Source organism: Grimontia kaedaensis (assembly GCF_023746615.1).
Classification (GTDB): Bacteria; Pseudomonadota; Gammaproteobacteria; order Enterobacterales; family Vibrionaceae; genus Enterovibrio; species Enterovibrio kaedaensis.
On the sequence record NZ_CP082276.1, the window covers coordinates 383,184 to 405,601 of the forward strand.

Annotated in this window: 17 protein-coding genes and 1 tRNA gene; 10 read left to right on the forward strand and 8 right to left on the reverse strand. The window is 48.4% G+C overall.

Annotated elements, in window-relative coordinates; all coding sequences use genetic code 11:
- Positions 1-149: 149 nt before the first annotated feature.
- The 5 genes from K6Q96_RS18605 to K6Q96_RS18625 form a co-directional block, all read right to left on the reverse strand.
- On the reverse strand, positions 150-386 hold the full coding sequence (locus K6Q96_RS18605; protein WP_062663628.1) for an HP1242/YdcH family protein: 237 nt from the start codon (positions 384-386) through the stop codon (positions 150-152).
- A 267-nt stretch (positions 387-653) separates the two neighbouring features.
- On the reverse strand, positions 654-917 hold the full coding sequence (locus K6Q96_RS18610) for a DUF2960 family protein (protein WP_251881751.1): 264 nt from the start codon (positions 915-917) through the stop codon (positions 654-656).
- Between the two features lie 109 nt (positions 918-1,026).
- Positions 1,027-2,943, reverse strand: coding sequence for a metallophosphoesterase family protein (locus K6Q96_RS18615; RefSeq protein ID WP_251881754.1), 1,917 nt, complete (start codon positions 2,941-2,943; stop codon positions 1,027-1,029).
- A 96-nt stretch (positions 2,944-3,039) separates the two neighbouring features.
- On the reverse strand, positions 3,040-3,651 hold the full coding sequence (locus tag K6Q96_RS18620; protein ID WP_251881756.1) for an SEL1-like repeat protein: 612 nt from the start codon (positions 3,649-3,651) through the stop codon (positions 3,040-3,042).
- A gap of 124 nt (positions 3,652-3,775) precedes the next feature.
- The gene (locus K6Q96_RS18625) at positions 3,776-4,444 is read right to left on the reverse strand and encodes a hypothetical protein (protein ID WP_251881758.1); all 669 of its coding nucleotides are present in this window, start codon (positions 4,442-4,444) and stop codon (positions 3,776-3,778) included.
- Between the two features lie 319 nt (positions 4,445-4,763).
- Between K6Q96_RS18625 and K6Q96_RS18630 the strand changes: the two genes are divergently transcribed.
- The 6 genes from K6Q96_RS18630 to K6Q96_RS18655 all read left to right on the forward strand — a co-directional run bounded on the left by K6Q96_RS18630 (position 4,764) and on the right by K6Q96_RS18655 (position 9,896).
- Positions 4,764-5,735, forward strand: coding sequence for a Gfo/Idh/MocA family protein (locus K6Q96_RS18630; protein WP_251881760.1), 972 nt, complete (start codon positions 4,764-4,766; stop codon positions 5,733-5,735).
- A gap of 164 nt (positions 5,736-5,899) precedes the next feature.
- Positions 5,900-5,975: transfer RNA gene (locus K6Q96_RS18635), tRNA-Asn, on the forward strand.
- Positions 5,976-6,671: 696 nt separating this feature from the next.
- A complete protein-coding gene (zrgA, locus tag K6Q96_RS18640; protein ID WP_251881762.1) occupies positions 6,672-7,421 on the forward strand; it encodes a zinc uptake protein ZrgA in 750 nt (249 codons plus the stop codon).
- Between the two features lie 39 nt (positions 7,422-7,460).
- Positions 7,461-8,153, forward strand: coding sequence for an ABC transporter ATP-binding protein (locus K6Q96_RS18645; RefSeq protein ID WP_251881764.1), 693 nt, complete (start codon positions 7,461-7,463; stop codon positions 8,151-8,153).
- Positions 8,154-9,410 carry an ABC transporter permease gene (locus tag K6Q96_RS18650; protein ID WP_251881766.1) on the forward strand — a complete coding sequence of 419 codons (1,257 nt, stop codon included), beginning with the start codon at positions 8,154-8,156 and terminating at the stop codon, positions 9,408-9,410.
- A 3-nt stretch (positions 9,411-9,413) separates the two neighbouring features.
- Positions 9,414-9,896 (forward strand): DUF3299 domain-containing protein, encoded by a 483-nt coding sequence (locus K6Q96_RS18655; RefSeq protein WP_251881768.1) that lies wholly within the window; start codon positions 9,414-9,416, stop codon positions 9,894-9,896.
- Between the two features lie 56 nt (positions 9,897-9,952).
- Here the strand turns inward: K6Q96_RS18655 and K6Q96_RS18660 are convergent, their stop codons facing one another.
- Positions 9,953-10,834, reverse strand: a complete 882-nt coding sequence (locus tag K6Q96_RS18660; RefSeq protein WP_251881770.1) for a LysR family transcriptional regulator — start codon at positions 10,832-10,834, stop codon at positions 9,953-9,955.
- A 114-nt stretch (positions 10,835-10,948) separates the two neighbouring features.
- Between K6Q96_RS18660 and K6Q96_RS18665 the strand changes: the two genes are divergently transcribed.
- On the forward strand, positions 10,949-12,313 hold the full coding sequence (locus K6Q96_RS18665) for an MATE family efflux transporter (protein ID WP_251881772.1): 1,365 nt from the start codon (positions 10,949-10,951) through the stop codon (positions 12,311-12,313).
- 56 nt (positions 12,314-12,369) lie between these two features.
- Here the strand turns inward: K6Q96_RS18665 and K6Q96_RS18670 are convergent, their stop codons facing one another.
- Both K6Q96_RS18670 and K6Q96_RS18675 read right to left on the reverse strand, forming a co-directional pair.
- Positions 12,370-15,279 carry a methyl-accepting chemotaxis protein gene (locus K6Q96_RS18670; protein ID WP_251881774.1) on the reverse strand — a complete coding sequence of 970 codons (2,910 nt, stop codon included), beginning with the start codon at positions 15,277-15,279 and terminating at the stop codon, positions 12,370-12,372.
- 83 nt (positions 15,280-15,362) lie between these two features.
- A complete protein-coding gene (locus tag K6Q96_RS18675) occupies positions 15,363-16,925 on the reverse strand; it encodes an ABC transporter substrate-binding protein (RefSeq protein ID WP_251881778.1) in 1,563 nt (520 codons plus the stop codon).
- A gap of 275 nt (positions 16,926-17,200) precedes the next feature.
- On the opposite strand from K6Q96_RS18675, the gene K6Q96_RS18680 reads away from it, so the two are divergent.
- From K6Q96_RS18680 to K6Q96_RS18690, 3 genes are all read left to right on the forward strand, one after another.
- Positions 17,201-17,725, forward strand: coding sequence for an NADPH-dependent FMN reductase (locus K6Q96_RS18680; protein ID WP_251881780.1), 525 nt, complete (start codon positions 17,201-17,203; stop codon positions 17,723-17,725).
- Positions 17,726-18,064: 339 nt separating this feature from the next.
- Positions 18,065-19,186, forward strand: a complete 1,122-nt coding sequence (locus K6Q96_RS18685) for an efflux RND transporter periplasmic adaptor subunit (RefSeq protein WP_289623576.1) — start codon at positions 18,065-18,067, stop codon at positions 19,184-19,186.
- Between the two features lie 6 nt (positions 19,187-19,192).
- Positions 19,193-22,342: an efflux RND transporter permease subunit gene (locus K6Q96_RS18690; RefSeq protein WP_251881783.1), complete on the forward strand. Its 3,150-nt coding sequence runs from the start codon at positions 19,193-19,195 to the stop codon at positions 22,340-22,342.
- The last annotated feature ends 76 nt before the right edge of the window (positions 22,343-22,418 follow it).

Genomic DNA, 22,418 nt, shown 5'->3' on the forward strand with positions numbered 1-22,418 from the left:
GCCTGGGAGTGAAGGAATTATGGAGGAGAGTAGCACTGCCACAGAGTGCGGCAGCGCTTTGATGCTATGACGCAAACCCCGCTACTGGCGGTTTAAACAGTGTTGGGTAAGTACCCTATTCGCCATAATGGTGGGTTAGAGCGCTGTTTCTATTTGCTGATTTGCTCGTAGATTTCATCCTTGAGCTGCATGCGGCGTACCTTCATGTTGCGGAAGTTCTCATCATCAGTGGGAATTTTTGCCATCTCCAAGCCACGTATTCTGTGGTCAAGATGATGATATTCGTCGACAAGACTGCAAAAGGCTTTGTCAGCCATTTTCATATCATGAATTTTTTCTTTGTATTCAGGGAACTCGAACATTAGCGCGTGATTTTCTCCTTGCATATAACCTCCTGTAGCCGGCGCCTTCGAAAATCTTGATCGCAGTGGATCATCGGGAAAGTCCTCAAGGGACTTGTCGGTAATGGTGTCGCAGAAAGTGTTAAAAGTGCCTTTCTCTACTCTTTAAGAATAGGAATTCGCCAAACCAGATTCTAGTGATAGGGCACAACTTGTAGGGGAGTCTTAACAACTTAACAGGAAGGGTAAAAATTCCTTCACAGAAACGATAAAGGCGCCGAAGGCGCCTTTTTGACTGGGATTGCAAAGTATTCAGCGCTTGTCTTTGATGGACTCTGCTTCTTTTTTCAACAGGACAATTTTTCCAAATCCCAGTTTGCTGAAGTAGCTGTCTCTGTGATTTTTCACTGCTTTACTATCAGCCACCATTTCCAGCTGAAGCTCCATTTTCAAGAATGCAGTCAGGTCGATACCTTCTGCTTCTGCAGCGGCTTCATGAGGTGAGCGATGCTTCTGGTAAGAAAAGGTGATCACTTTGGTTTCGCCTTTATAGACATATTGAAGTTGGCGTGACATATCAACAGACCCTAAAGAAATTGAGGGCGGAGTATTCCTTACAGACTGCCCCAAGTCAATCATGCTAAAGCCTGCACCTCTATGAGGTTGAGGTACAACGACTCAACTGTTAGCGTGAAATGTCAGCGCTGACAAACTCTTCTTCTTTATCTGTTTGTTCACATGGATGAAACGCGACACGCTCTCCCTTGCCCGTCAACAGGCCAATGTATTTTGGTGCACCATCATGGTTGAGTTTCACAATACCCACCGCGCTTTGGTTGACGAGTAATCCGGGACTACCATTATCCGGTCTGCGGCGTTCAATGCGCATTCGCTTTCTTCTTGTGAATACGTTAAGGGGTGACTCTGGCCAGAAGAGCTTTCTATCCAGCCATTCAAATATCGACAGAAACGGCTCTGGGAATTGGTTCCTGAAACCACTGCAGGTAATTTGCCAGATACGGGGACTGCTTTTTCGAAAACGCATGCGAATGTCATAGGCAAAAGAGTAGTGAACGTCACCAGATAGGATTACAAAGTTCTTTGGCGTTTTCGGGTGTTTAAAAATATTTAGCAGCGCGTTTGCTGAGCCTGGGTGCGCCATCCAGTTTTCAGAGTCGGTGGCGAGTGGGTGTCCCATAAAGGTCACAATGCGCTGGATAGTTTCAATGAACTTAACCCCGAACATGGGAGCAGGGGAGACTACGACTACCGAATCATTGTTGAAAACATCTTGCTGGAAATCCATCAGAGATTCCCAATCCATAAGACCTGATGGTTTGTTGTAACTTGATTCAGAACGCCAACGGCGTGTGCGAGTGTCAATTACTACCACCTTTGGTGTGGTAGGAATGGTGTAATGCCATTGCTCAAAGTGGTGTATGACCTGCGTCATCGCATACAGATTCACGGGATCTGGCGAATCAAGAAATGCCTGTAATGGCGTCCAGAAATCCTGTGTAAAAGCTTTTGGCTGGTTTCCCCACCCCTGACAGAGGAAGTAGCCAATCATAGCGTTGGTAATCATTCCCTGAGCGAAGGGCGAATTATTAACCGCTCGTTCCCAGCCGACAGTCAGGTTGTAATCGTCAGTGACATCATGATCGTCGAAAATCATGTAAGTCGGGATATGGGCAAACAATCTGCGCAGATGAACCAACCCATTTCGGAAGCGAGCCAACTCTGCCAGTTCAATATCCCATCGTTTTTGAAGCTCTGTCGAGAGAGTGGGAACTGATTGCTCCAGCTCTACGTGTTGCCACAACGCCGGAGACCATACCAGCGCATACATAGCAATAAACTCATTGAGACTAATCAGGTGATTTTCAGTGGTACGGGAGCTAAAAACCGGTTCTGGTTTGGCCTTACAAAGTCGCTTTATCAAACCGTGGTTAATATCGCTGAATGGAAGTAGTTCGGTACGACTATAATATGGCGTTTTGTCTGGAGACAGCTCGCTGCAAAATCGGATATCAGCACCCTCGAGCTCCTGATCTTTCATCCCGAGCAAGGTGATGGTTTGACGGATGGCAGACATCAAAGGCCCGCAAACATCATCTGCATAAATTTGATCGCCACTCATGATCAGCAAATCAGCTCGCTTTTCTATAGGTGTCTCTTCATAGCTTTTGTCGAGAGCGGCTAGGGCATCTTCACAGTGGTGGTGTGGATGTCGGCAAGAGCCATGTGCTATGTGCTCAGCCTTTGAAGGAATGACAAATGTCGGGCGGGATTCATCTTCATAGAGAAATGCATCCAGTGAAGACAACAGTGAGTGACCGTCGTGGATAATGTCGTACTGTAACGGTATATCGAGATCGAAGTGAGTATCTGCGTTAAATTGCGCCATAACAACAAAGCAATGATCACCAAGTTGAACCTGCTTTTGCCCAGCAAAGTTCGCCTGATAAAACGCTTCATTCTGATCGCATTGATACAGAAGGAAATCCGCTGTGAGAGGCCCAGAAGTGATTGCCCAAATACAGACTTCATCCTGGGTTGTTCGCCTTAATATCGGGCCGGCTAAAAAAACAGGTAACGCCACGAGGTAACTCAACTTTATTGTTTGTTACCCTCACTTTACGCGCTCTTGCTCATGATTTGTAGGAGCGTAACTGTAAAGTCTTGCAAATATACTCATTCAGTCGAGCTGGCGTCTTTCAGAGAGGATGTTTGCGCCATTGTCCTGCGCTTTAGCGAGCCACTGGGCTGCAACCTCACTTTCACCAATATCCAGTAATGCTGTTGAAAGGGCGAGTTGCGCCTGTATGTGGTTCTGTCGGGCGGCAAGACTCAGAAAGTAGATGCCTTTCTCTACGTCTTTATCAGTAATAAAACCATTAAACAGCATCTGTCCCAACGCATATTGTTCGACAGGGCTATTACACAGAGCGAGATCCAGCACCCATTTGAATTCGTCGTAATCAACGCCGGTTGCGAGTCGCTCGCTTTGGTAAATGCTGCTTTTTGTCAGAGCATCTTGCTGCGGTGACTCGTTACAGAAATCGAGGTAAAGTGTAGATAGCTCAAAGACAGCGCTGTCATTTACCCCACTTAAGAAGTAGGGGGAAGCATCACGGCAATTTTCAGTAGGGTATTGGCCATTCTGGAGGTGTTGCCAACCTAGGTAGAAATCGCTTTCCAAAAAAGCTTCAGAATAATTTTCAAGCGTTGGGCAACTCGTGTTGGCGAATTCCGTTTCGTCAGAGCAAGCTGCAACAGTGACCAGCAGCGCGGGAAGTAACCACTTCATACTTCATTCCTTTTACAGCAATGGAATGAGTGTAAAAGGAGTAGCATATGGCTCGCTTTCCTATCATTGAGAAAAGGGCGATGAATTTGACCGAACATCGTGCGGCAAAATAGAGAGTCGGGTATCAGTGTTTACAGATAATACTGGGGTTCGTGTTGTGCGCAGACTCGTCTTTCACGGGTTTCATGGCAAACGCATAACGAAGAGAAGCGTAAAAGATGGTGACATATGCCATCAGTTCTGTGCCTTCTTCCGCGATATTTTTTGCCGCACGGACATAACCTTCATCCAGCACTTCTCGCCAAAGTGAGCCCATGCCAAAAAGTCTCGAGAAAACTAGGAGCAATACCAGCCCTAAACATAGCAAAGCAAAGTGGCGATGTTTCACAAACGCTGCAAACTGTTCGGCGGATTCTGCTCTATTTGTCTGCGAATATAGGATGGCACTGGCAGCGACGATAGAAGCGGGATAAACCCAGAAGCCATGGAAAACCAACTGGTCAAAAAACATATCCAATTCGCGAATCAGCAAACACAAGAAAAAGCCCATCACCAAAACACCAAAGCGCCTGAACGATGTATTGTGTTTCGCTATATGTGCATAACAAAGAATGGTCAAACACAGAAGGAATTGTTCCATGTATTCGACCAGAGTGCCTTCCGAAGCGCCTGTTTTCAGCGTGTCGATATCTAACCTAATAACCAAAACCGGCAAGGAGACCAAGAAAGCGAGAAATAAAAAGTGTCCTAAGGCGTTAAAGATGGCGGCTGTATTCTTAATGCGATGTGGCATCAGTGTCCTCTCAAACTGTGTTAATACATTTCTCACCCTATAATGACGGGGTGTGCGTGATATTTGTCACAACAAATTGTCGGCCTGTGTTAAGAGTTCCATTTTTATGAGAGGTGGATTCGGATATGGGAGCGTACGTCATTGAATTCTCATGATTTGTCTTATTTGTGAAATTGGTAACGCAAATTTTATTCCTGTGCTAACGAAAAGCTTGCCCGCCTTCTGTCTCATTCTTATTGGTTCGGGTAACTGACTGAACCGTGTATCTTTAATGGATAGATATTGAGGTTGTTTGGGTGCAAAACATAGAGGTAAAGCAATGGGCAAAAAAACCGTCCGCTGGGGAATGATTGGTTGCGGCAACGTGACTGAGCGAAAAAGCGGTCCTGCTTTCTGGGAGGTTGATGGGTCATCATTGGAAGTGGTGATGGCTAGACGTGAAGAGCAGGCCAGAGATTATTCTGCGCGGCACAACATTTCGCGATATACCGCAGACGCTAATGCACTGATCAACGATGCTGATGTTGATGCCGTTTATGTTGCCACGCCGCCCGATAGCCACCTTGAATATGCATTAATGGCGGCGAAGGCGGGTAAGCCGTGTGTTGTTGAAAAGCCCATGGCACTGACCACGGATGAATGCGACCAGATGTTGTCAGCATTTGAGAAAGCGCAAGTGCCTATTTTCGTAGCGTATTACCGCCGCTCTTTGCCGAGATTTGACGTAGTAAGAAATTGGATTGATCAGGGCATGATTGGCGATGTTAGACACATCCATTGGACGTATCACCGTGCACCAAGTCAAGATGACATATCAGGCAAAGACAACTGGCGCGTAAACCCTGCTCTAGCTGGAGGAGGTTACTTTGTGGATCTAGCCAGCCATGGTTTGAACTTGTTCCAACAATGGTTTGGAGACATTGTGGTTGCCAAAGGCATCAAAACCAATCAACAAGGCTATTACGAAGCCGAAGATGCGGTAGCCGCAAGTCTGGCTTTTGAAAATGGTGTGCTGGGTTCAGGATATTGGAATTTTGGTGCAGCAAACCGCGAAGATCGTGTGGAGATTATTGGCAGTGAAGGGCGGATTGTTTGCTCAGTATTTGGTGAAGACGACTTTGAGCTTGATGGAAAAGAAAAAGCGACGGTAAATATCGAGAACCCTGATCCGGTGCAGTATTTCCATGTTGAGGACCTGGTTGCGCATTTGAATGGAGATAAAGAACATCCAAGCTCAGGAATCGCTGGCAGAAATACAACATGGGCGATGGAACAAATTCTCAACGGCTAGGGTATGTTGACCTTTGGGATGTGGTGAGGAATCTGCTGATTTGAAAGGCGAATAGCTCATGATTTAGTCACTTGAGACTAAATTCGACCTGAAACACAAATTAGTGCTTGCAAGGTTTGGGCGGTTTCCATAATATTCATCTCGTTCTCAGGAACACAGACTATTCCCCCTTAGTTCAGTCGGTAGAACGGCGGACTGTTAATCCGTATGTCGCTGGTTCAAGTCCAGCAGGGGGAGCCAAATTTAAAGCCTCGTCGGAAGACGGGGCTTTTTTCGTTTGCCTCTTTGGGAATGCGTGAAACTGTCGAAACAGTCGCTTCGCGATATGTCGCTGACCTAGGCGGCCCCGCCTGCGCGGCCCGGTTCAAGTCCAGCAGGGGAGCCAAACCTGCGCGGCCCGATTTAAAGCCTCATCGGAAGACGGGGCTTTTTTCGTTTACCTCCTTGATAAACAAAATCTTGTCGTTCTGGTAATTCCATAACCGCCAACTCTCAACAGCTCCGTTTCAAGAACCTACATTCGTTAAATTTCAGCAGATTATTTCAATAAATCCGTTCAAATTGGTGAGAACGTAATGTTATATTATAACATTGTTGCTCAAGGCTCTTGATGGATCATGTTGTTACCCTTCCGCAAATTGCTCCCTTTACTGTTAGCTGTACTTCTCGGCTGGCAGGGTTTTGCGGTTGCGCACCATAAGGGCGAACATCACCACGAGCACAAAGTCGAGCATGAATGCACGCTTTGTATTCTCGGTATGCCAGTCATTGAAGTCGATATTATTGACTCCCCCTTAAACAACATACTGACTTTCACAGAACCTACCCTTTGGCTTTCGTCTCTGTCGACAGCACATATTGCCCAAAATGCGCGTTCCCCGCCAAAGTTAAACTTTTCAATCATCTACATTTTAAAAACTAATTCTTGGAGAAATTATGCGTACTAAACATTTGTTTGCACTGAGTGCTATTGCTTTGGGTGTGACGTCGGCAGCGTCTGCAGAAAATCATGAATTCCGTCAGCATGACGCTCACCAACATGGTGTTGTTGAGTGGCATATCGCGCAAGATGGCGACGAGCTTCTTGCAGAAATCACTGCACCTGGTAGCGATGTAGTGGGCTTCGAGCACGCGCCAGAAAATGCAGAGCAGAAAGCTGCGATTGAAAAAGCGGTCGCTGCACTGGCTAAACCGGGCGCTTTGTTTGCAATCAATGCAGAAGCTGGCTGTGAACTGGAAGCCCAGCAGGTAAGTCATACGCTAGGTGAAGATGACCACGATGACCATGGTCATGGAGACCACGACGGCCACGACCACGATAAGCATGATGATCACCATGGTCATGACCACGATGATCACGCCGGCCACGACCATGACAAGCATGACGATCACCATGATGAACACAAAGGCCATGACCATCACAATGATCATGACCACCATGACGAGCACAAAGGGCACGATCATCACGAAGACCATGATCACGGACATGACCACAAGAAAGCGCAACATGGCGAGTTCTCAGCGCAATATACCTTCCACTGTAAAGAGCCAGCGAAGATTCAATCTATTAAAACGTATTGGTTCACGGCATTTGGTAACACTGAGAAAATCAGTGTTCAGGCTGTGACTGATAAAGGTGTAGCGGCCGCAGAACTGCTGCCATCGTCTACCACTTTCCGTTTCTAAATTTTCAGGCCCCTTCGGGGGCCTTTTGGTTGTAATTCTATGTTATTGATTAAAGACCTCCGTTTCAGGTGGCCAGGCCAAGAACAATGGCAGATTGATATTCCAGATTTTTCTCTCGAAGCTAAAGAGCGCGTTTTTCTTAAAGGCGCCAGTGGGTGTGGTAAGTCCACCTTACTGGGTCTGATTGCAGGTATTAATACTGCTGATCAAGGTTCGTTGCATATTCAGGGGAGGGATTTAACGGCTCTGAAAGGCGCTAAACGCGATGCTTTTCGTGCAGATCATCTTGGCTATATTTTCCAGCAATTCAATTTGCTTCCCTACCTCTCTGTGATTGATAACGTGACTCTGCCTTGTCGTTTTTCCAAAGCGCGTAAAGAAAGGGCTGGAGACAACTTGCAGCAAGAAGCGGAGCGATTACTCCGCGCGCTGGCGTTGCCAGAAAATTGCCTCGATAAACCGGTAACCGAGCTCAGTATTGGTCAACAACAACGTGTGGCTGCGGCGCGGGCATTGATTGGTAAGCCTGCATTGCTTTTAGCTGATGAACCGACTTCTGCTCTGGATGCGGATACGCGTAATGCCTTTATCTCTCTTTTAATGAATGAGTGCGAGAACGCAGGCTCTAGCCTGTTGTTTGTTTCTCACGACAGTTCACTCGAGTCGCATTTTGATCGTTCAATCTCCCTGCCGGAACTAAACCGCGCGGCAACACCAATGGAGGTGCTCTAAATGGCTATCCTTCGTTTGGCGCTGCAAAGCCTTCGTAACCGCAAAGCGACGGCGCTTCTGACCATTTTTACCGTGGCAGTTTCAGTGGCCTTATTGATTGGTGTTGAGCGCGTGAGAACACAAGCAAAAGAGAGTTTTGCCAACACCATTTCAGGTACCGACCTAATTGTTGGTGCGCGTTCTGGGCAAGTGAATCTGCTGCTTTATTCTGTATTCCGCATCGGCAACGCGACGAATAACATCGATTGGAAAAGCGTTGAAGATGTTAAAAATCATCCCTCTGTAGCCTGGTCTATCCCGATTTCTTTGGGTGACTCGCATCGAGGATTCCGCGTTGTTGGCACAACAGACGACTACTTCAAGTACTATCGTTACGGCCAAAAACAGCCTTTGTCCTTTAAAGAAGGTAAGCCGTTTGATGGATTGTTCGATACGGTCATTGGTTCAGAAGTGGCCAAGAAGCTTGGCTATCAACTGGGTGATGAAATCGTCATTGCTCACGGCCTGGCAGATAAAAGTTTTGCCCGACACGATAACCTTCCATTCAAGGTCACCGGTATCCTAGCGCCAACTGGTACACCGGTGGATCGCAGCGTGCATGTGTCGCTACCCGCTATCGAAGCCATACACATTGGTTGGGAAAGCGGCGCTCGAATGGGGCCGGGGGTAAAACCTGAAGATATCGATCCAGACTCGCTGCAGCCAGGGCAAATTACTGCGGTGTTGCTCGGTCTGAAAAGCCGCATTCAGACATTTGCTTTGCAACGAACCATTAATGAATATAAACAAGAACCGCTGACGGCAATTATGCCGGGCATCGCACTGCACGAACTGTGGGGTATGATGTCGGTAGCTGAACAAGCTTTGATGGTAGTATCCGGATTTGTGGTGGTTGCAGGCTTGATGGGGATGCTCTCAAGCCTTTTGACCAGCTTGAATGAGCGTCGTCGTGAAATGGCAATACTGCGGGGAATGGGCGCAAGACCCGCGCATATCTTCTTCCTGCTTATCAGCGAAGCTCTGTTTCTCACTCTGCTGGGAATCATTGCTGGGGTGACAGTGCTGCTAATTATGATTAATCTGGCTGCTCCTTTTGTGTTGAGCCAATATGGATTGCAACTTTCCGCGGCATTTTTGAGTCAACATGAATGGATGCTGCTTGGCATTGTTCTGGTGGCAGGTTTTCTGGTTGGTGTGTTGCCTGCGCTTCGAGCGTATCGCCAATCTTTGTCAGACGGCATGACGATACGGATATAGATAATGAGAAAATGGTTATTAGTTTTAACCGCTTGCCTGCCAATGATTGCGCAGGCTGATGAGGCGCTGAAACTGGATTGGTTAGATTTGATCCCTGAGTCCGAGCGTAATCAGTTCAACAATCGCGGTATGCCGATGATTGACCACTCCAATGAAGCGCCATTGCAAAACTTGGTCGGCAATGTGCGTCCTGAGCTCAACAATAGCCAAGTGAAAATTCCGGGTTTTGTTATTCCACTTGAAGGTGACGCCAATAAAGTGACCGAGTTTTTGTTGGTTCCTTTCTTTGGTGCTTGTATCCACGTGCCGCCACCGCCACCAAATCAAATCGTCTATGTGAAGTTTGAAGAAGGTGCACCGGTACAGGAACTTTGGGATGTGGTGTACGTGGTTGGCCAACTGAAAACACAGACAGTTAGCCACGATATTGCCCAAGCAGGTTACCTGCTCGAGGGTTCAGCGATTGAACCGTATGACGATGAATAACAACTGAGATAGCATGTTAATTAAGAAGCCCGCACAAATCGCGGGCTTTTTTGCGTTTAGTGGTTCTGGAATAAATCGCCCAGAGTGGTATCAATCCATATCATCACTTTGTCCCATCCTCTGGCTTTACGTTTTATGGCACTAAGAGTGAGCAAAGGCGGGCTTGATAATTCTGCGGTTGAAAGTTCTTTCACAGAGCCCTCCATCCACTCATGGGTGACGATGTGTTCAGGAACAAAGGCCCAGCCGAGATTTCGCGTGATCAGGTTTGAAATGTAGTAATAGCTGTCAACGTGCCAATAGCGGGGAGAAAGTGGTTCTTCTTGCGAATAGCCGAGTCGATCCCGAATCGCGAGTTGGCGATATTTTACCAAGTCATCCTCATGGGGATGCTCAATAAGCGCAAGTGGGTGGTCATGACCTGTGATCAGACACTGCTTCACGGTTTCAATGTCGTACCAATCTAAAGATTCCGAGAGCGGCTTTACGCGGAATATAAAACCAATATCAGCCCGACCTTCATTGACCCAAGTGGCAATGTCGTCTTGGGAACCATTAAGAATGGTGAGTTTGAGCTCGGGAAATGCTTCAGCAAGCCGTTCAAATAGGATTTCAAACGTCTGGATGGGCACAGCTTCATCCATAGCGACATTGAACGCAACTGGCTCACCACCGGTTACCGCCATAGCGCGCGAATTCATTCGGTGGCATTGTTGCAAAATTGCTTTGGCATCGATCAGCATTTCTTTTCCCGCTTCTGTCAGCACGGGTAGTTTGGCGCTGCGATCAAAAAGCTCAAATCCAAGATCAATTTCGAGATTAGCGATTGCTGTGCTGACGCGGGATTGCGCCTTCCCGAGCTTTCTCGCTGCCGCTGAAAATGAGCCGTTTTCTGCCGCTTCTACAAACGCTTTTAGTTGTTCCAATGTCCATTGCATGAGCAGTTCTCGTTTTGACCTATCCGTTTTTCGGATTAATTGTAACTTTAATCTATAGCTATACAACGGGAAAATACCCGCCGACTAATTCTTAACTTTTTAGATTCGCTTTTTATGCACGTCACAGAACTCAAACAAGGTGACTCGATCACCAAAACTTTCTGGCGATTCACCATTCCTGCCATAGCAGCGATGATCGTCAACGGTCTCTACCAATTGGTGGATGGCATTTTTGTTGGTCACTACATCGGTGCGGAAGGCCTTGAAGCCATTAACATTGCTTGGCCTGTGATTGCTGTGGTAGGTGGCCTTGGCTTAATGATTGGCATGGGTGCAGGCAGTCTGGTTTCCATTTACCGGGGAGAGGAAAACCTGGGTAAAGCCCGCAGTGCGATGGCAACCGGCTTAGCGTTAACCATTGTGCTGGGTGCTCTGGCATCTCTGTATTTGATCTTGTTCGGCAATACCTTGGTCAATTTGCAAGGCGCAACGGGTCTGGCTTACGGCTATGCCAACAACTATTTGGACGTGTTCAAGTATGGCGCAGTGGCAACCGTCGCTGCAGGGGCCTTGCCGTTCTTGATCCGAAATGATGATAGCCCTTTCGTTGCCACATCCATGATGGTGGTGGGGGCGTTGACCAATATCGTGTTGGACTACGTCTTCATTGGTCTGCTGGGCTGGGGGCTGAAAGGTGCGGCTGTCGCGACTGTGTTAGCACAATTAGTGAGTGTGGCGATGGGACTGATTTATCTCTGCTCATCACGCTCATTTCTGGCGATCTTTCGTCATCCACTCATGCTGAGCCTCTCTGATGCGGGGCAAAGTCTGGTGCTTGGCTGCTCGTCGTTAGTGATGTTCATGTATTACGGCGTGGTGGTGGGTTTCCATAACCGTCTGTTTGCTGAATACGGCACTCCGGTGAGTGTGGCAGCGTTTGCAGTCGTGGGGTATTTGATGACGCTTTACTATGTGGTTGCTGAAGGTATCGCAGAAGGTATGCAGCCGCAGGTGAGCTTCTATCACGGCGCGCAGTCTTACTCGAAGATAGTGAAGGTCGCGAAACTAGCCACTATGGCGTCACTGGCTGCAGGTTTTATTTGGCTGGCTGTACTGAACCTGTTCCCAGACTTTGTCATTGGCATGTTTAACAGCGGTAACGAGGCTTTGCTGAAGGAAGCAGCTTTGGGGATCAGGCTGCATCTATCGGCAATGTATCTGGATGGTTTGATCATTCTGGCGTCCATGTACTTTTTGTCTGTCGGCAAAGGTGGAAAGTCTTTGAGCATCTCTGTCGCCAACATGCTGGTGCAGTTCCCATTCCTCTATACTTTACCGAAGTTTTACGGCGTGGAAGGTGTTTGGTTGGCAATGCCTATCTCAAATGTGGTACTGGCTTCAGTGGTGATTCCAGTGATGTGGCATGACATTCTGAAGCAAAAAAGTCAGCAGCCGACATTGCGTCCTGCCATCGCTTGAGGCCAATAGACGGGCGAACAAAAAAGAAGGGGAGCATTTGCTCCCCTAAATGTTGCTTAAAACTCGTCCCATTCTATTCCGTCGTCATCGTCGGTTTTTGGTTTGGGCTTCGCTTTTGTTTTTTTAGGTAAGACGGCTTTCTTGCGCGTCTTGTTGAACTTGGGTGTTTTTACGGGCTCCTTGTTTTCTTCAATAGTGAAGAATTCCATCATGGTGCTCATGTCCTGAGCTTGTGAGAGCATGCTCTCACCAGCCGTTGCAGCCTGTTCAACCAAAGCCGCATTTTGCTGAGTCATGGTGTCCATGCGTGAAATGGCGACGTTAACCTGCTCGATCCCTGAACTCTGGTTTTGGGCGGCATCGCTGATTTCAGACATCTTACTTCCCACTTCTTCTACCATGCTGAGAATCTCTTGCAGGGTATCACCGGACTCGCTCACCAAGATTGCGCCATCTTCAACCTTCTTGTTGGTATCACGGATCAAGTCTTTAATCTCTTTTGCTGCGCCTGCGGAGCGTTGAGCCAAGCTTCTCACTTCACCTGCCACCACAGCAAAACCACGTCCTTGCTCTCCGGCACGCGCGGCTTCCACCGCAGCATTCAAAGCAAGAAGATTTGTCTGGAAGGCGATTTCATCGATGACGCCAATAATGTCGGAAATCTTGTTACTCGCACCGCTGATCTGATCCATCGCGGTGATGGTACGCATGATAACATGGCCACCTTCCCGGGCTTTGTCCACTGCTTCATCACTGAGCTTATTTGCAGACATGGCATTTTCAGCACTCTGTTTGACCGTATCTGTCATGGTGTCCATGCTGGCCGCAGTTTCCTGCAACGAGGTTGCTTGATCTTCCGTGCGTTGGCTGAGGTCCCGGTTGCCAGAAGCAATCTCGTTCGACGAGTTAGAGATCGTTGAGGCGGCATGTCGGATATTACCGATGACCTGTGTCAGTCGTTCAATCGTTGAGTTGGCGTCAATCTTGAGTTGCGCAAAACGGCCGTGGTAATCCTTGTCGATACGCTCTGTTAGGTCACCGCGCGCCATTGAGCCAAGAATACGTTGCATGTCGGCTAACGCCGCGTCTGTGTTAGTGGTTAAGCCGTTTAACCCTTTCACGAGATTTTTATGGAATCCATGTTTGCCGTCGAGCGACAGCTGAATGGAGAAGTCGCCGCGAGAGGCGGCATCAACCATTTGGTCAATTTCACGCTCAATCGCAACTTCTGCTGTTCTGTCTTTCCATTCGATAACGGTACCAATTCGTTCTCCGTTTTCATCAAGTATAGGGTTGGCAGAAATGGCCATTGTGCGGTCGCCAACCATGAGCTCTGCTTTATAAACATCTTCAAGGTGATCGAGAATACGACGTTGATGCGAAGGGTTTTTATGGAAGAAATCAATGTTATGACCCATCACATTCTCTGGGTTGAACTGTGGTATGACAGTGGCGAAATCTTCGCGGGCATCGGTGAGCATTTTCGTTGCGGCGCTATTGATGTAGATAATATTGTAATCGCGGTCAGCAATCATAGTGTTGGTGGAAACGTTATCTAGTGCTTGGCGTACGCGGGCATTCTCTTCGGCTTTTTCCTGAGCTTCGCATTCAAGTTTCGCTTTGGCACGCTCTGAATATTCAACGTTTTCCAGTGAAGTATTAGTCGCCTGCTTGATAACCAGAAGGTCACCCTTGAGGTCTGACTCAATGCGATTACTGAAGTCACCTTCAGCCAATCCTTCCATCACTTTCTTAATGTCTTCAACCGCATTTTGAGTACTGTCCATCAAGGTATTAAAGGCCACAGCCGACTGACCAATTTCGTCGCGGCTAGTGACATCGACGCGGGTAGAAAAATCTCCAGTGACAGCGACATTTTCGAGGCTGTGAGTGAGTTTTAGAATCGGCTGAGTGAGCGAGCGCGTCACTAACATGGCTATCGTGGTGATAACAGCAACGCCTGCCAGCAGAATAAAGCCAATGAGCCACTTCAGCGCGTCTACTTCGCTAAACGCCTCAGCGCGGTCAATTTCTGCAACCAGTGCCCAGGTGGTATCTCCAAACTTGATGGGGGAGTATGCTGTAAGTACTGGCACACCTCGGTAATCGAGAGCGACTTCGTAATTGGTTTCGCCCGCCAGCGTCTTTTCAGTGATGTCCGTTTTTACGCTGCCATTTGCCGGGTCAGCAAAGGAAGCGACAACAGAGTGGCTTTGATCCGCAAGGTAAGAATCTGAACGCATCAGGAAGTCAGGGCCAACGAGGAAAGTCTCGCCAGTTTCGCCCATCCCGGTACGTTGCAGCATAATTTGGTTGATCTCATCAATCGACAACTGAAGTACAGCGACTGCAAGCGTATTACCGCCTAAGTCGGTAATGGGGCTACCAATAAACGCCGCAGGTTGATTGTTTTTTACTTCGTAGCGTTCATAGTCCTGGACGGCCATTGCGTTGGTGCTTATAACCTGACGATATAAGGTCGCAAGCGGACTATCCCGGTATTCACCAGAGGCCAAATTTGCGCCAAGATCTTTGTCCCTTCGAGCGGAGAAGATCACATGGCCCGTATCCGCTTGAATGATGTACACATCTGAGTAGCCGTAAACATTGACAAAGTCGCTGAGGGTTTTGCCGCTGGCTTGCCAGATTTCCTCGTATTCGTAGGTGTCGGTCAGAAACTCTTCGTCCGCTTCAATTTCTTCATCGACAGCGTAGAAAGAGAGCTGCTTCTGGATTTGTTTGGTGTCTTCACTACCAGCAAGGATACGGATATCCTTCATCGCCCGGTCAAGGTAGGACTCGATTTGGGTTTTCTTGACTTCCCGCATACTGACAAGCTGAGCAAAGGCCTGTTTATGCAGCGCATCGCTGGATTTTACCAGCGCTAGATAGCCCACCACCAGAATAGGCAAAACGCCAATAAAGAGGAAGATAAGCAAGAGTTTGATCTTTAGCTTTCCGAACATCTGACACCCTTTTATTGTCGAACGGGAAGTTTCTATGAAGAAGCTTCCCTATTACTGCGAATATACAACTGGCGGATTACGCGTTAACGAACCGACCAGTGAGACGGCGAAACCTCAATTTCCCAAAGAGGCATGTTGGCCATCCGGTAAGGGGTGTATGTCACTTCCTTGTTCACCGCTAACACCTTGTTAGGTGTAGGTACAAACAGCATGTATCCGCTGTTATAAACATGATTCATGATTTTCTCTGTCACCTGATCAAAAGCAGGTGTGCCGACAGATTCCCTGAACATTTCTTCGATGTATCCGTCCAGCTTGCTGTCAGGAAAGATGGTGCTCCAGTAATTGTGCGTACGGTAGACGAGAAACGCAGACCAAGGGTGGTTGTAGTACCAATCGTCATCACCCCACACCAGTAAATCCCATTCTTTGGTGTTTTTTCTGGCATTGGTTGCGAGCAGTTGACCAAACACGTCCTTTTCACTGGATGTAATATCGAAATTCAGCTTCACACCGACTTTACGAAGATCGCGGTCTATTCCTTTCCAGATATACATAAAGCGATCTTGGGTATAGACATTGAGTTCCAAGCCACTGAGCTTAGCTTTAAGGTCATCACGAATCGCTTTCGGATCCTGCACTTCGGAATAAGCTTTCAGATTTCTGACGACTTTATCGACGCCGGGGTAGAGCGGGGCTGCCAGTGTTGGCTTGATTTGACCTTCGCCTTGGTAGTATTTGTTCAGTAGCCTGCGTTGGTCGATAGCTTTGTTCAGAGCGACGCGGACTTCTTCATCCATCAAGCGCTTGTTACCATTTCGAAGGTTCATGTGGATGGCAATGTTATCTGTTGATGGAGCGGTCACCAGCTTCGAATACCGCGAACTGATAATGCGGTCTTTCTCTGATACCGGGATGGGCATGATGTCTAACTGACCTTCTTTATCAGCTGCCATCTCTAAGGCCACTTTGCTGTCGAGCTCGGTAAAAACGGTCACGGTTTCAATTTTTGGGTATTCGGGATTCCAGTAATTTGGGTTAGCAACCAATACCGCTTTGGGTGTTTGGCGATCCCCTTCGATATAACCTTCTCTCAGAATGTAAGGCCCCAAGCCGTATGGTCCGGGCTCAGCCAGATTGGGGCAGGTTGGTTTGCCGTTCCAACCGTATTTTTCTAGGTAAGGCTGGGTGTAGAACTGGATCCAAATGGCGTCATTCAAGAACTGGCCATATTTCTCAGTCAGGTGGAAACGGACCGTGTAATCATCAACTTTCTCTGCACGGTCAAAAACGCTGTCGATTTTCGTAAACAGGAATGGTTCTTTTTTGAAATATTCCATGTTCATAATGACGGCATCCGCATTAAACGGGCTACCATCCTGAAATTTCACACCTTGGCGAAGATCGAACTCGTAGGTTTTATCATCGATTTTGCGGTGCGCTACCGCCATATCGTATTCCCAGCCTTTGTCGTTATTTGCTGGACGAAGCAAGGCGGCATTAATAGAGTGGGAAATATAGATATAAGGAAGGCTCGGAATAAAAACCTTGAGGTGAGAGTTAGGGACTGGCTTGGCCCAAACGGCCACTGGAGCGAAAAGAGCAAAAATTAAAACACCTTTTAACAACGTTTTGACTGTCTTCATTTCAACTACCTTGGTGTTCAAAAATTAACAAATGGGCCGAGTAGACCTGCAGCTAATAATTAATTTGATAATCAAAAGTGTAGTTAAGCTTTGACTTAGTTTAGAAGCGCATGTCTCAATAATTATCGTCATAATAAATAACCTTATGAAAATCATGAGTTAATGATGATTTTTAACTTTACACATAGGCATTGACTTTATTTGCTGAGACTTAGAGAGTAGAAGCATCAGAAATGACTAAATTAGTCAGGGTTTATTAGAACAAGGAGAAGGTTATGAAAGTGCTTGCTTTCGCAGCGTCAAACAGCAAAACGTCGATCAACAAACAACTCGTGACTTATGCAGTGAGCTTGCTGGCAGATGCTGAAACCGAAGTGTTGGATCTGAATGATTATGAAATGCCACTTTTCAGCGTGGATGTTGAACAAGAACTTGGAAGTCCTGAAAAAGCGCAACAATTCTTTGCCAAAATCGGTGAAGTGGATGCGGTAGTCGTGTCTTTCGCAGAACATAATGGCTCGTATTCTGCGGCTTACAAAAACCTGTTTGATTGGGCTTCACGCATTAATCAGAAAGTGTTCCAAGGCAAGAAGATGGTGCTGCTTTCAACTTCTCCAGGCCCAGGCGGCGCGAAGAATGTGTTGGCGTCTGCAACCTCCTCAATTCCTCATTTCAATGGCGATGTTAAAGCCACGCTTTCTGTGCCGTCGTTCTACGATAATTTCGATGCAGAAGCGGGCAAAATCAGCGATGAGTCTCTGGATGCCCAACTGGTAGAGGCAATGGCAGCACTGCGATAAAAACGCTCTTTAGTGGAAGGCCAGCAATTGTTAAGTTGCTGGCCTTTTTTTGTTTCTTTTCTGTTGTTTCCCATCTCTAAATCTTTGCCATGAGTTGATGTTTACTGGGCTCGTACAGGTTCCTGTAAGCAACCACTGGCATAATCAAAACGGCATGGCCGCTGTACGGCAAAAAGTGGCGAATTTATGGGCAGTTATTTCTCACTGCCCCCAATCTTTCCACGAAAAACAATCAAGTTCCATCGAGCTATGCCAGCCCGGTGCTTTTGCATCATACCCATTATTTTTGCTCGGCTTATTTAGGGTCTGTTGACCTTTGGTTGAGGGAAGGAGAAAAAAATGATTAAACGGAAGTTGTTACTTCCTGCGCTAATTGGCGCGACGCTTCTGGCCGGTTGTGGTGGTCAGGACGCGCAACAGAAGAATGCGTTCACGCCACTGGTTGCTGTTGAATCAGCGGAGTTCATTGATTACCAGCCTCAGAAAAGCTTTGTCGGTCGTACGGAAGCGTTGGAAGACGTCGGCATTGTTCCTCAGGTTTCCGGTTACCTGAAGTCCCGTTATTTTAACGAAGGCGAAATGGTGAATACCGGCCAACTTCTTTATCAAATCGACCCTTCCCTCTACGAAGCAAAAGTCGCGAGTGCAAAAGCCTCAGTAGCACAGGCTAAAGCAGGCGTAACCAATGCCAACCTCGACCACGATCGAGGAAAGGACCTTTTGCCCCGTGGCGGTATTAGCCAATCTGAATTCGACCGACTGACCGCTGTAAAACTGCAGGCAGAAGCGGCGCTGAAATCAGCAGAGGCACAGCTTCAAGCGGCGGAAACTGACCTTTCCCATACCACGATTCGTGCGCCGTTTACTGGCCGCATCAGTGAAAGCCGTGCAAGTATCGGTGATCTGGTATCACCTTCAACGGGCGTGCTGACCACTATCGTCAGCCTTGACCCAATGCAAGCTTCATTCTCGATGAGTGAAAAAGATCGCCTGCAATCCGGTGCTGACCGAATGTCAGGTCTTGGCAAAGGTCGCAGCGGTGATGTGGAAGTCTGGCTGAAACTCGGTAAAGGCTTCGACTATGAGCACTCTGGCCAACTTGATTACCTTGGCAACCGTATCGACACCCAAACCGGTACCATTGCGCTTCGTGCCAAATTCCCTAACCCTGAGCACCGCCTGCTGCCAGGTCAGTACGTGGAAGTGATTGTGAAAGACAAGAACACCACGCCGACACTGGTTATCCCACGTTTGTCAGTACAAACCGACCTTGAAGGCGATTTTGTAATGGTGCTCAAAGAAGGCAACATTGTTGAGCGTCGCAACATCGAGTTGGGCCCTCAAACCGATCAGGGTGTGATTATCCGCGAAGGTCTGAGTAATGGTGAGCAAGTGCTGACCAAAGGTCTGCAACGCGTGCGTAATGGCATGACTGTTCGCCTTGAAGGGCAAGGGGCGTAACCGAATATGTTGAGTCGCTTTTTTATCCAGCGTCCTAAGTTTGCGCTGGTGATATCTATTATTCTGACGCTCGCAGGTGCCATCGCATTGCTTAACCTGCCGGTGGCGGAATATCCGCGCATCAGCCCGCCTTCGGTGAGCGTGACAGCGGTATATTCCGGTGCGAGTGCAGAGGTGGTTGAACAGGCCATCGCCGACCCGATAGAGACCTCGGTCAACGGTGTGGAAAACATGATCTACATGTCTTCCAAGAGTGCGAACGATGGCTCCTATAACCTGAACGTGACGTTCGATATCGGCACTGACCCTGACATGGCGCAAGTGAACGTGCAAAACCGTGTGGCGCAGATTGAATCTAAGCTGCCGCCGGAAGTGCGTCAGGTCGGTGTGACGGTGAAAAAACGTTCTCCTGACCTTCTGATGGTTCTGAACTTTTACTCGCCGGAAGGAAAGTACGATGACCAGTTCCTGGTGAACTACATCAATCTGAACATCAAAGACCAGATCGCGCGTGTGAAAGGCATCAGTGAAGTGAGCGTCCTAGGTGGCGGCGAATACGCGATGCGTATTTGGATGAACCCAGAGAAGATGGCGAACCTCGGTATCACCACCTCTGATGTGCGTTCGGTACTTTCTGAGCAAAACGTACAGGTTGCTGCCGGTGACATCGGTGCACCACCGTTCAACAACGCACAGGAAATGACCTTCAAACTGGTGACCAAAGGACGTTTAGGCTCGGTGGAAGAGTTTGAAGAAGTGGTTGTCCGAGCGAACCCAGACGGTTCTATGGTGTACCTGAAAGACATCGCAGAAGTCTCGTTGGGCAAGAAGTTCTACACAGGTAATGGTCAGTTCCGCGACCAACCGGCTTCTATCGTTATCCTGAACCTGCAATCTGACGCCAACGCGCTGGAAAGTGGTGGTTTGGTGATGGATCGTCTGGCGCAGCTTTCGCATGACTTCCCGGAAGGTATGACCTACGAAACCAGTTATGACACCACACTGTTTGTCGCTGAGTCCATCAAGGGCGTAGTGAAAACGCTGGTGGAAGCGGTGCTTCTTGTCATCGCGGTTACTTACCTGTTCCTTGGTAGTTTCCGTTCAACGCTGATTCCAGTTGTTGCGATTCCGGTTTCCCTGATTGGTACCTTTGCGGTCATGTTGGCAGCGGGCTTTACCATCAACACCGTGACCCTGTTTGGTCTGATCCTCGCTATCGGTATCGTGGTGGACGACGCTATTCTGGTTATCGAAAACGTTGATACCAACATGGCGAAAGACCCATCCCTTACTCCGCGTCAGGCAACTCTGCTGGCGATGAAAGAGGTAACGGGTCCAATCATCACCTCGACACTGGTACTTCTGGCGGTGTTCCTGCCGGTTGCTATGCTGCCGGGAATCACGGGCATCATGTACCGACAGTTCGCACTGACCATCTGTATATCGGTACTGATATCGTCCATCAACGCACTGACATTGTCTCCGGCAATATGTTCGTTGGTATTGCGTCAAGGTGGCGACAACCACGCGCGCTGGTTCAAGGCATTCAACAATGGCCTTGAGAAAGTAACGAACAAATACGGTGTAGCCGCAGGCTTCCTGGTGCGTAAAACCGCGGTGCTGGGTGTGTTGTTTGTGGTGGCGGTCAGTGCCGCTGGCTACTTCGCAAAAACCACTTCAACCGGTTTCGTTCCTCAGGAAGACAAGGGCGTAATGCTGATTAACGTTCAGCTGCCAGATGCCGCTTCTCTGTCCCGTACCGAAGAAGTGACCCGTAAGCTGGGTGAAATCGTGACGTCTGAGCCGGGCGTAGATGGCGCGACCGTCGCGAACGGTTACGCGTTCCTGACCGGTGCGGCGGCATCTAACGGTGCGTCGATGTTCGTGAAGCTGAAAGACTGGGAAACCCGTCAGGCTTTGGATGGCGATCATTCTTCGTTCGACATCATTAACCGCATTAACGTGAAAGCGGCAATGCAGTTGCCAGAGGCGATCATCTTTGCGATGGGGCCGCCTGCAGTGCCGGGTATGGGTCCTGCTTCAGGCTTCGAATTCGTGCTGGAAGACACCCTAGGCCGTAGCCGTGGCGATCTGGCGATGGTAATGCAGCAGTTGATGGAAAAAGCGAATGAGCAGCCGGAAATTGCGCGTACCTTCAGCACCTTCCGTGCGAACGTACCGCACTTCTACATCGACATTGACCGCGAAAAAGCAAAACAGCTGGGCATTCCGCTTTCAGAAATCTTCACCACACTACAGGGCAACCTAGCTGGTATGTATGTGAACGATTTCAGTCTGTTCGGTAAGAACTACCGTGTGACGATTCAGGCGGACGGTGATTACCGAAACGATCTGGATTCCATGGGCCGCTTCCACGTGCGTTCAACGTCGGGCCAGATGATCCCACTCAGCACCCTGATTGATGTTGAGCAGGTGTTTGAGCCTGATGTGGCGTGGCGTTACAACATGTACCGTTCAGCAGTGATTCAGGGCTCGCCGGCACCGGGTTACTCATCCGGTGATGCGATTGCAGCGATGGAGCGTGTTGCTGCAGAAATGCTGCCACAAGGCTACCAGTACGAGTGGACAGGCATGGCTTACCAAGAGAAACAAGCAGGTAATCTGGCTATCTACGCGTTTGCACTGGCATTGATCTTTATCTACCTGTTCATGGTGGCACAGTATGAAAGCTGGAGCATTCCGCTGGCGATCATTCTGGTGGTTCCAGTGGCAACGCTTGGCTCCTTCCTGGCGTTGGCAATGACAGGCACACCACTCAACCTGTATGCACAGATTGGTCTGGTTCTGTTGATTGCACTGGCAGCGAAGAACGCGATCCTGATTGTGGAATTCGGTAAGAACGAGCGTGAACAGAATGAACTGCCGATTGAGCAGGCCGCTGTGAAGGGCGGTAAGCTGCGTTTCCGCGCGGTGAACATGACCTCCTGGTCATTCATTCTAGGTATTCTGCCGCTGATCTTTGCAAGCGGTGCGGGCCATATCAGCCAGAACTCACTGGGTATCTCGCTGACGGGCGGCCTGCTCTGTGTGCTGCTGGCCGGTACCTTCCTGATTCCTGGCTTCTTCTCACTGATCCAGAAAGGTCGAGAGAAACACCACGGCGGTTCAACCAAACTGGTGGAGCTGGAAGACTGATTCTCCCTACGAATAAGAAAGGCACCTTTGGGTGCCTTTTCCTTTTGTGTGAGTTCAGGTGCTCTGATTATGAACC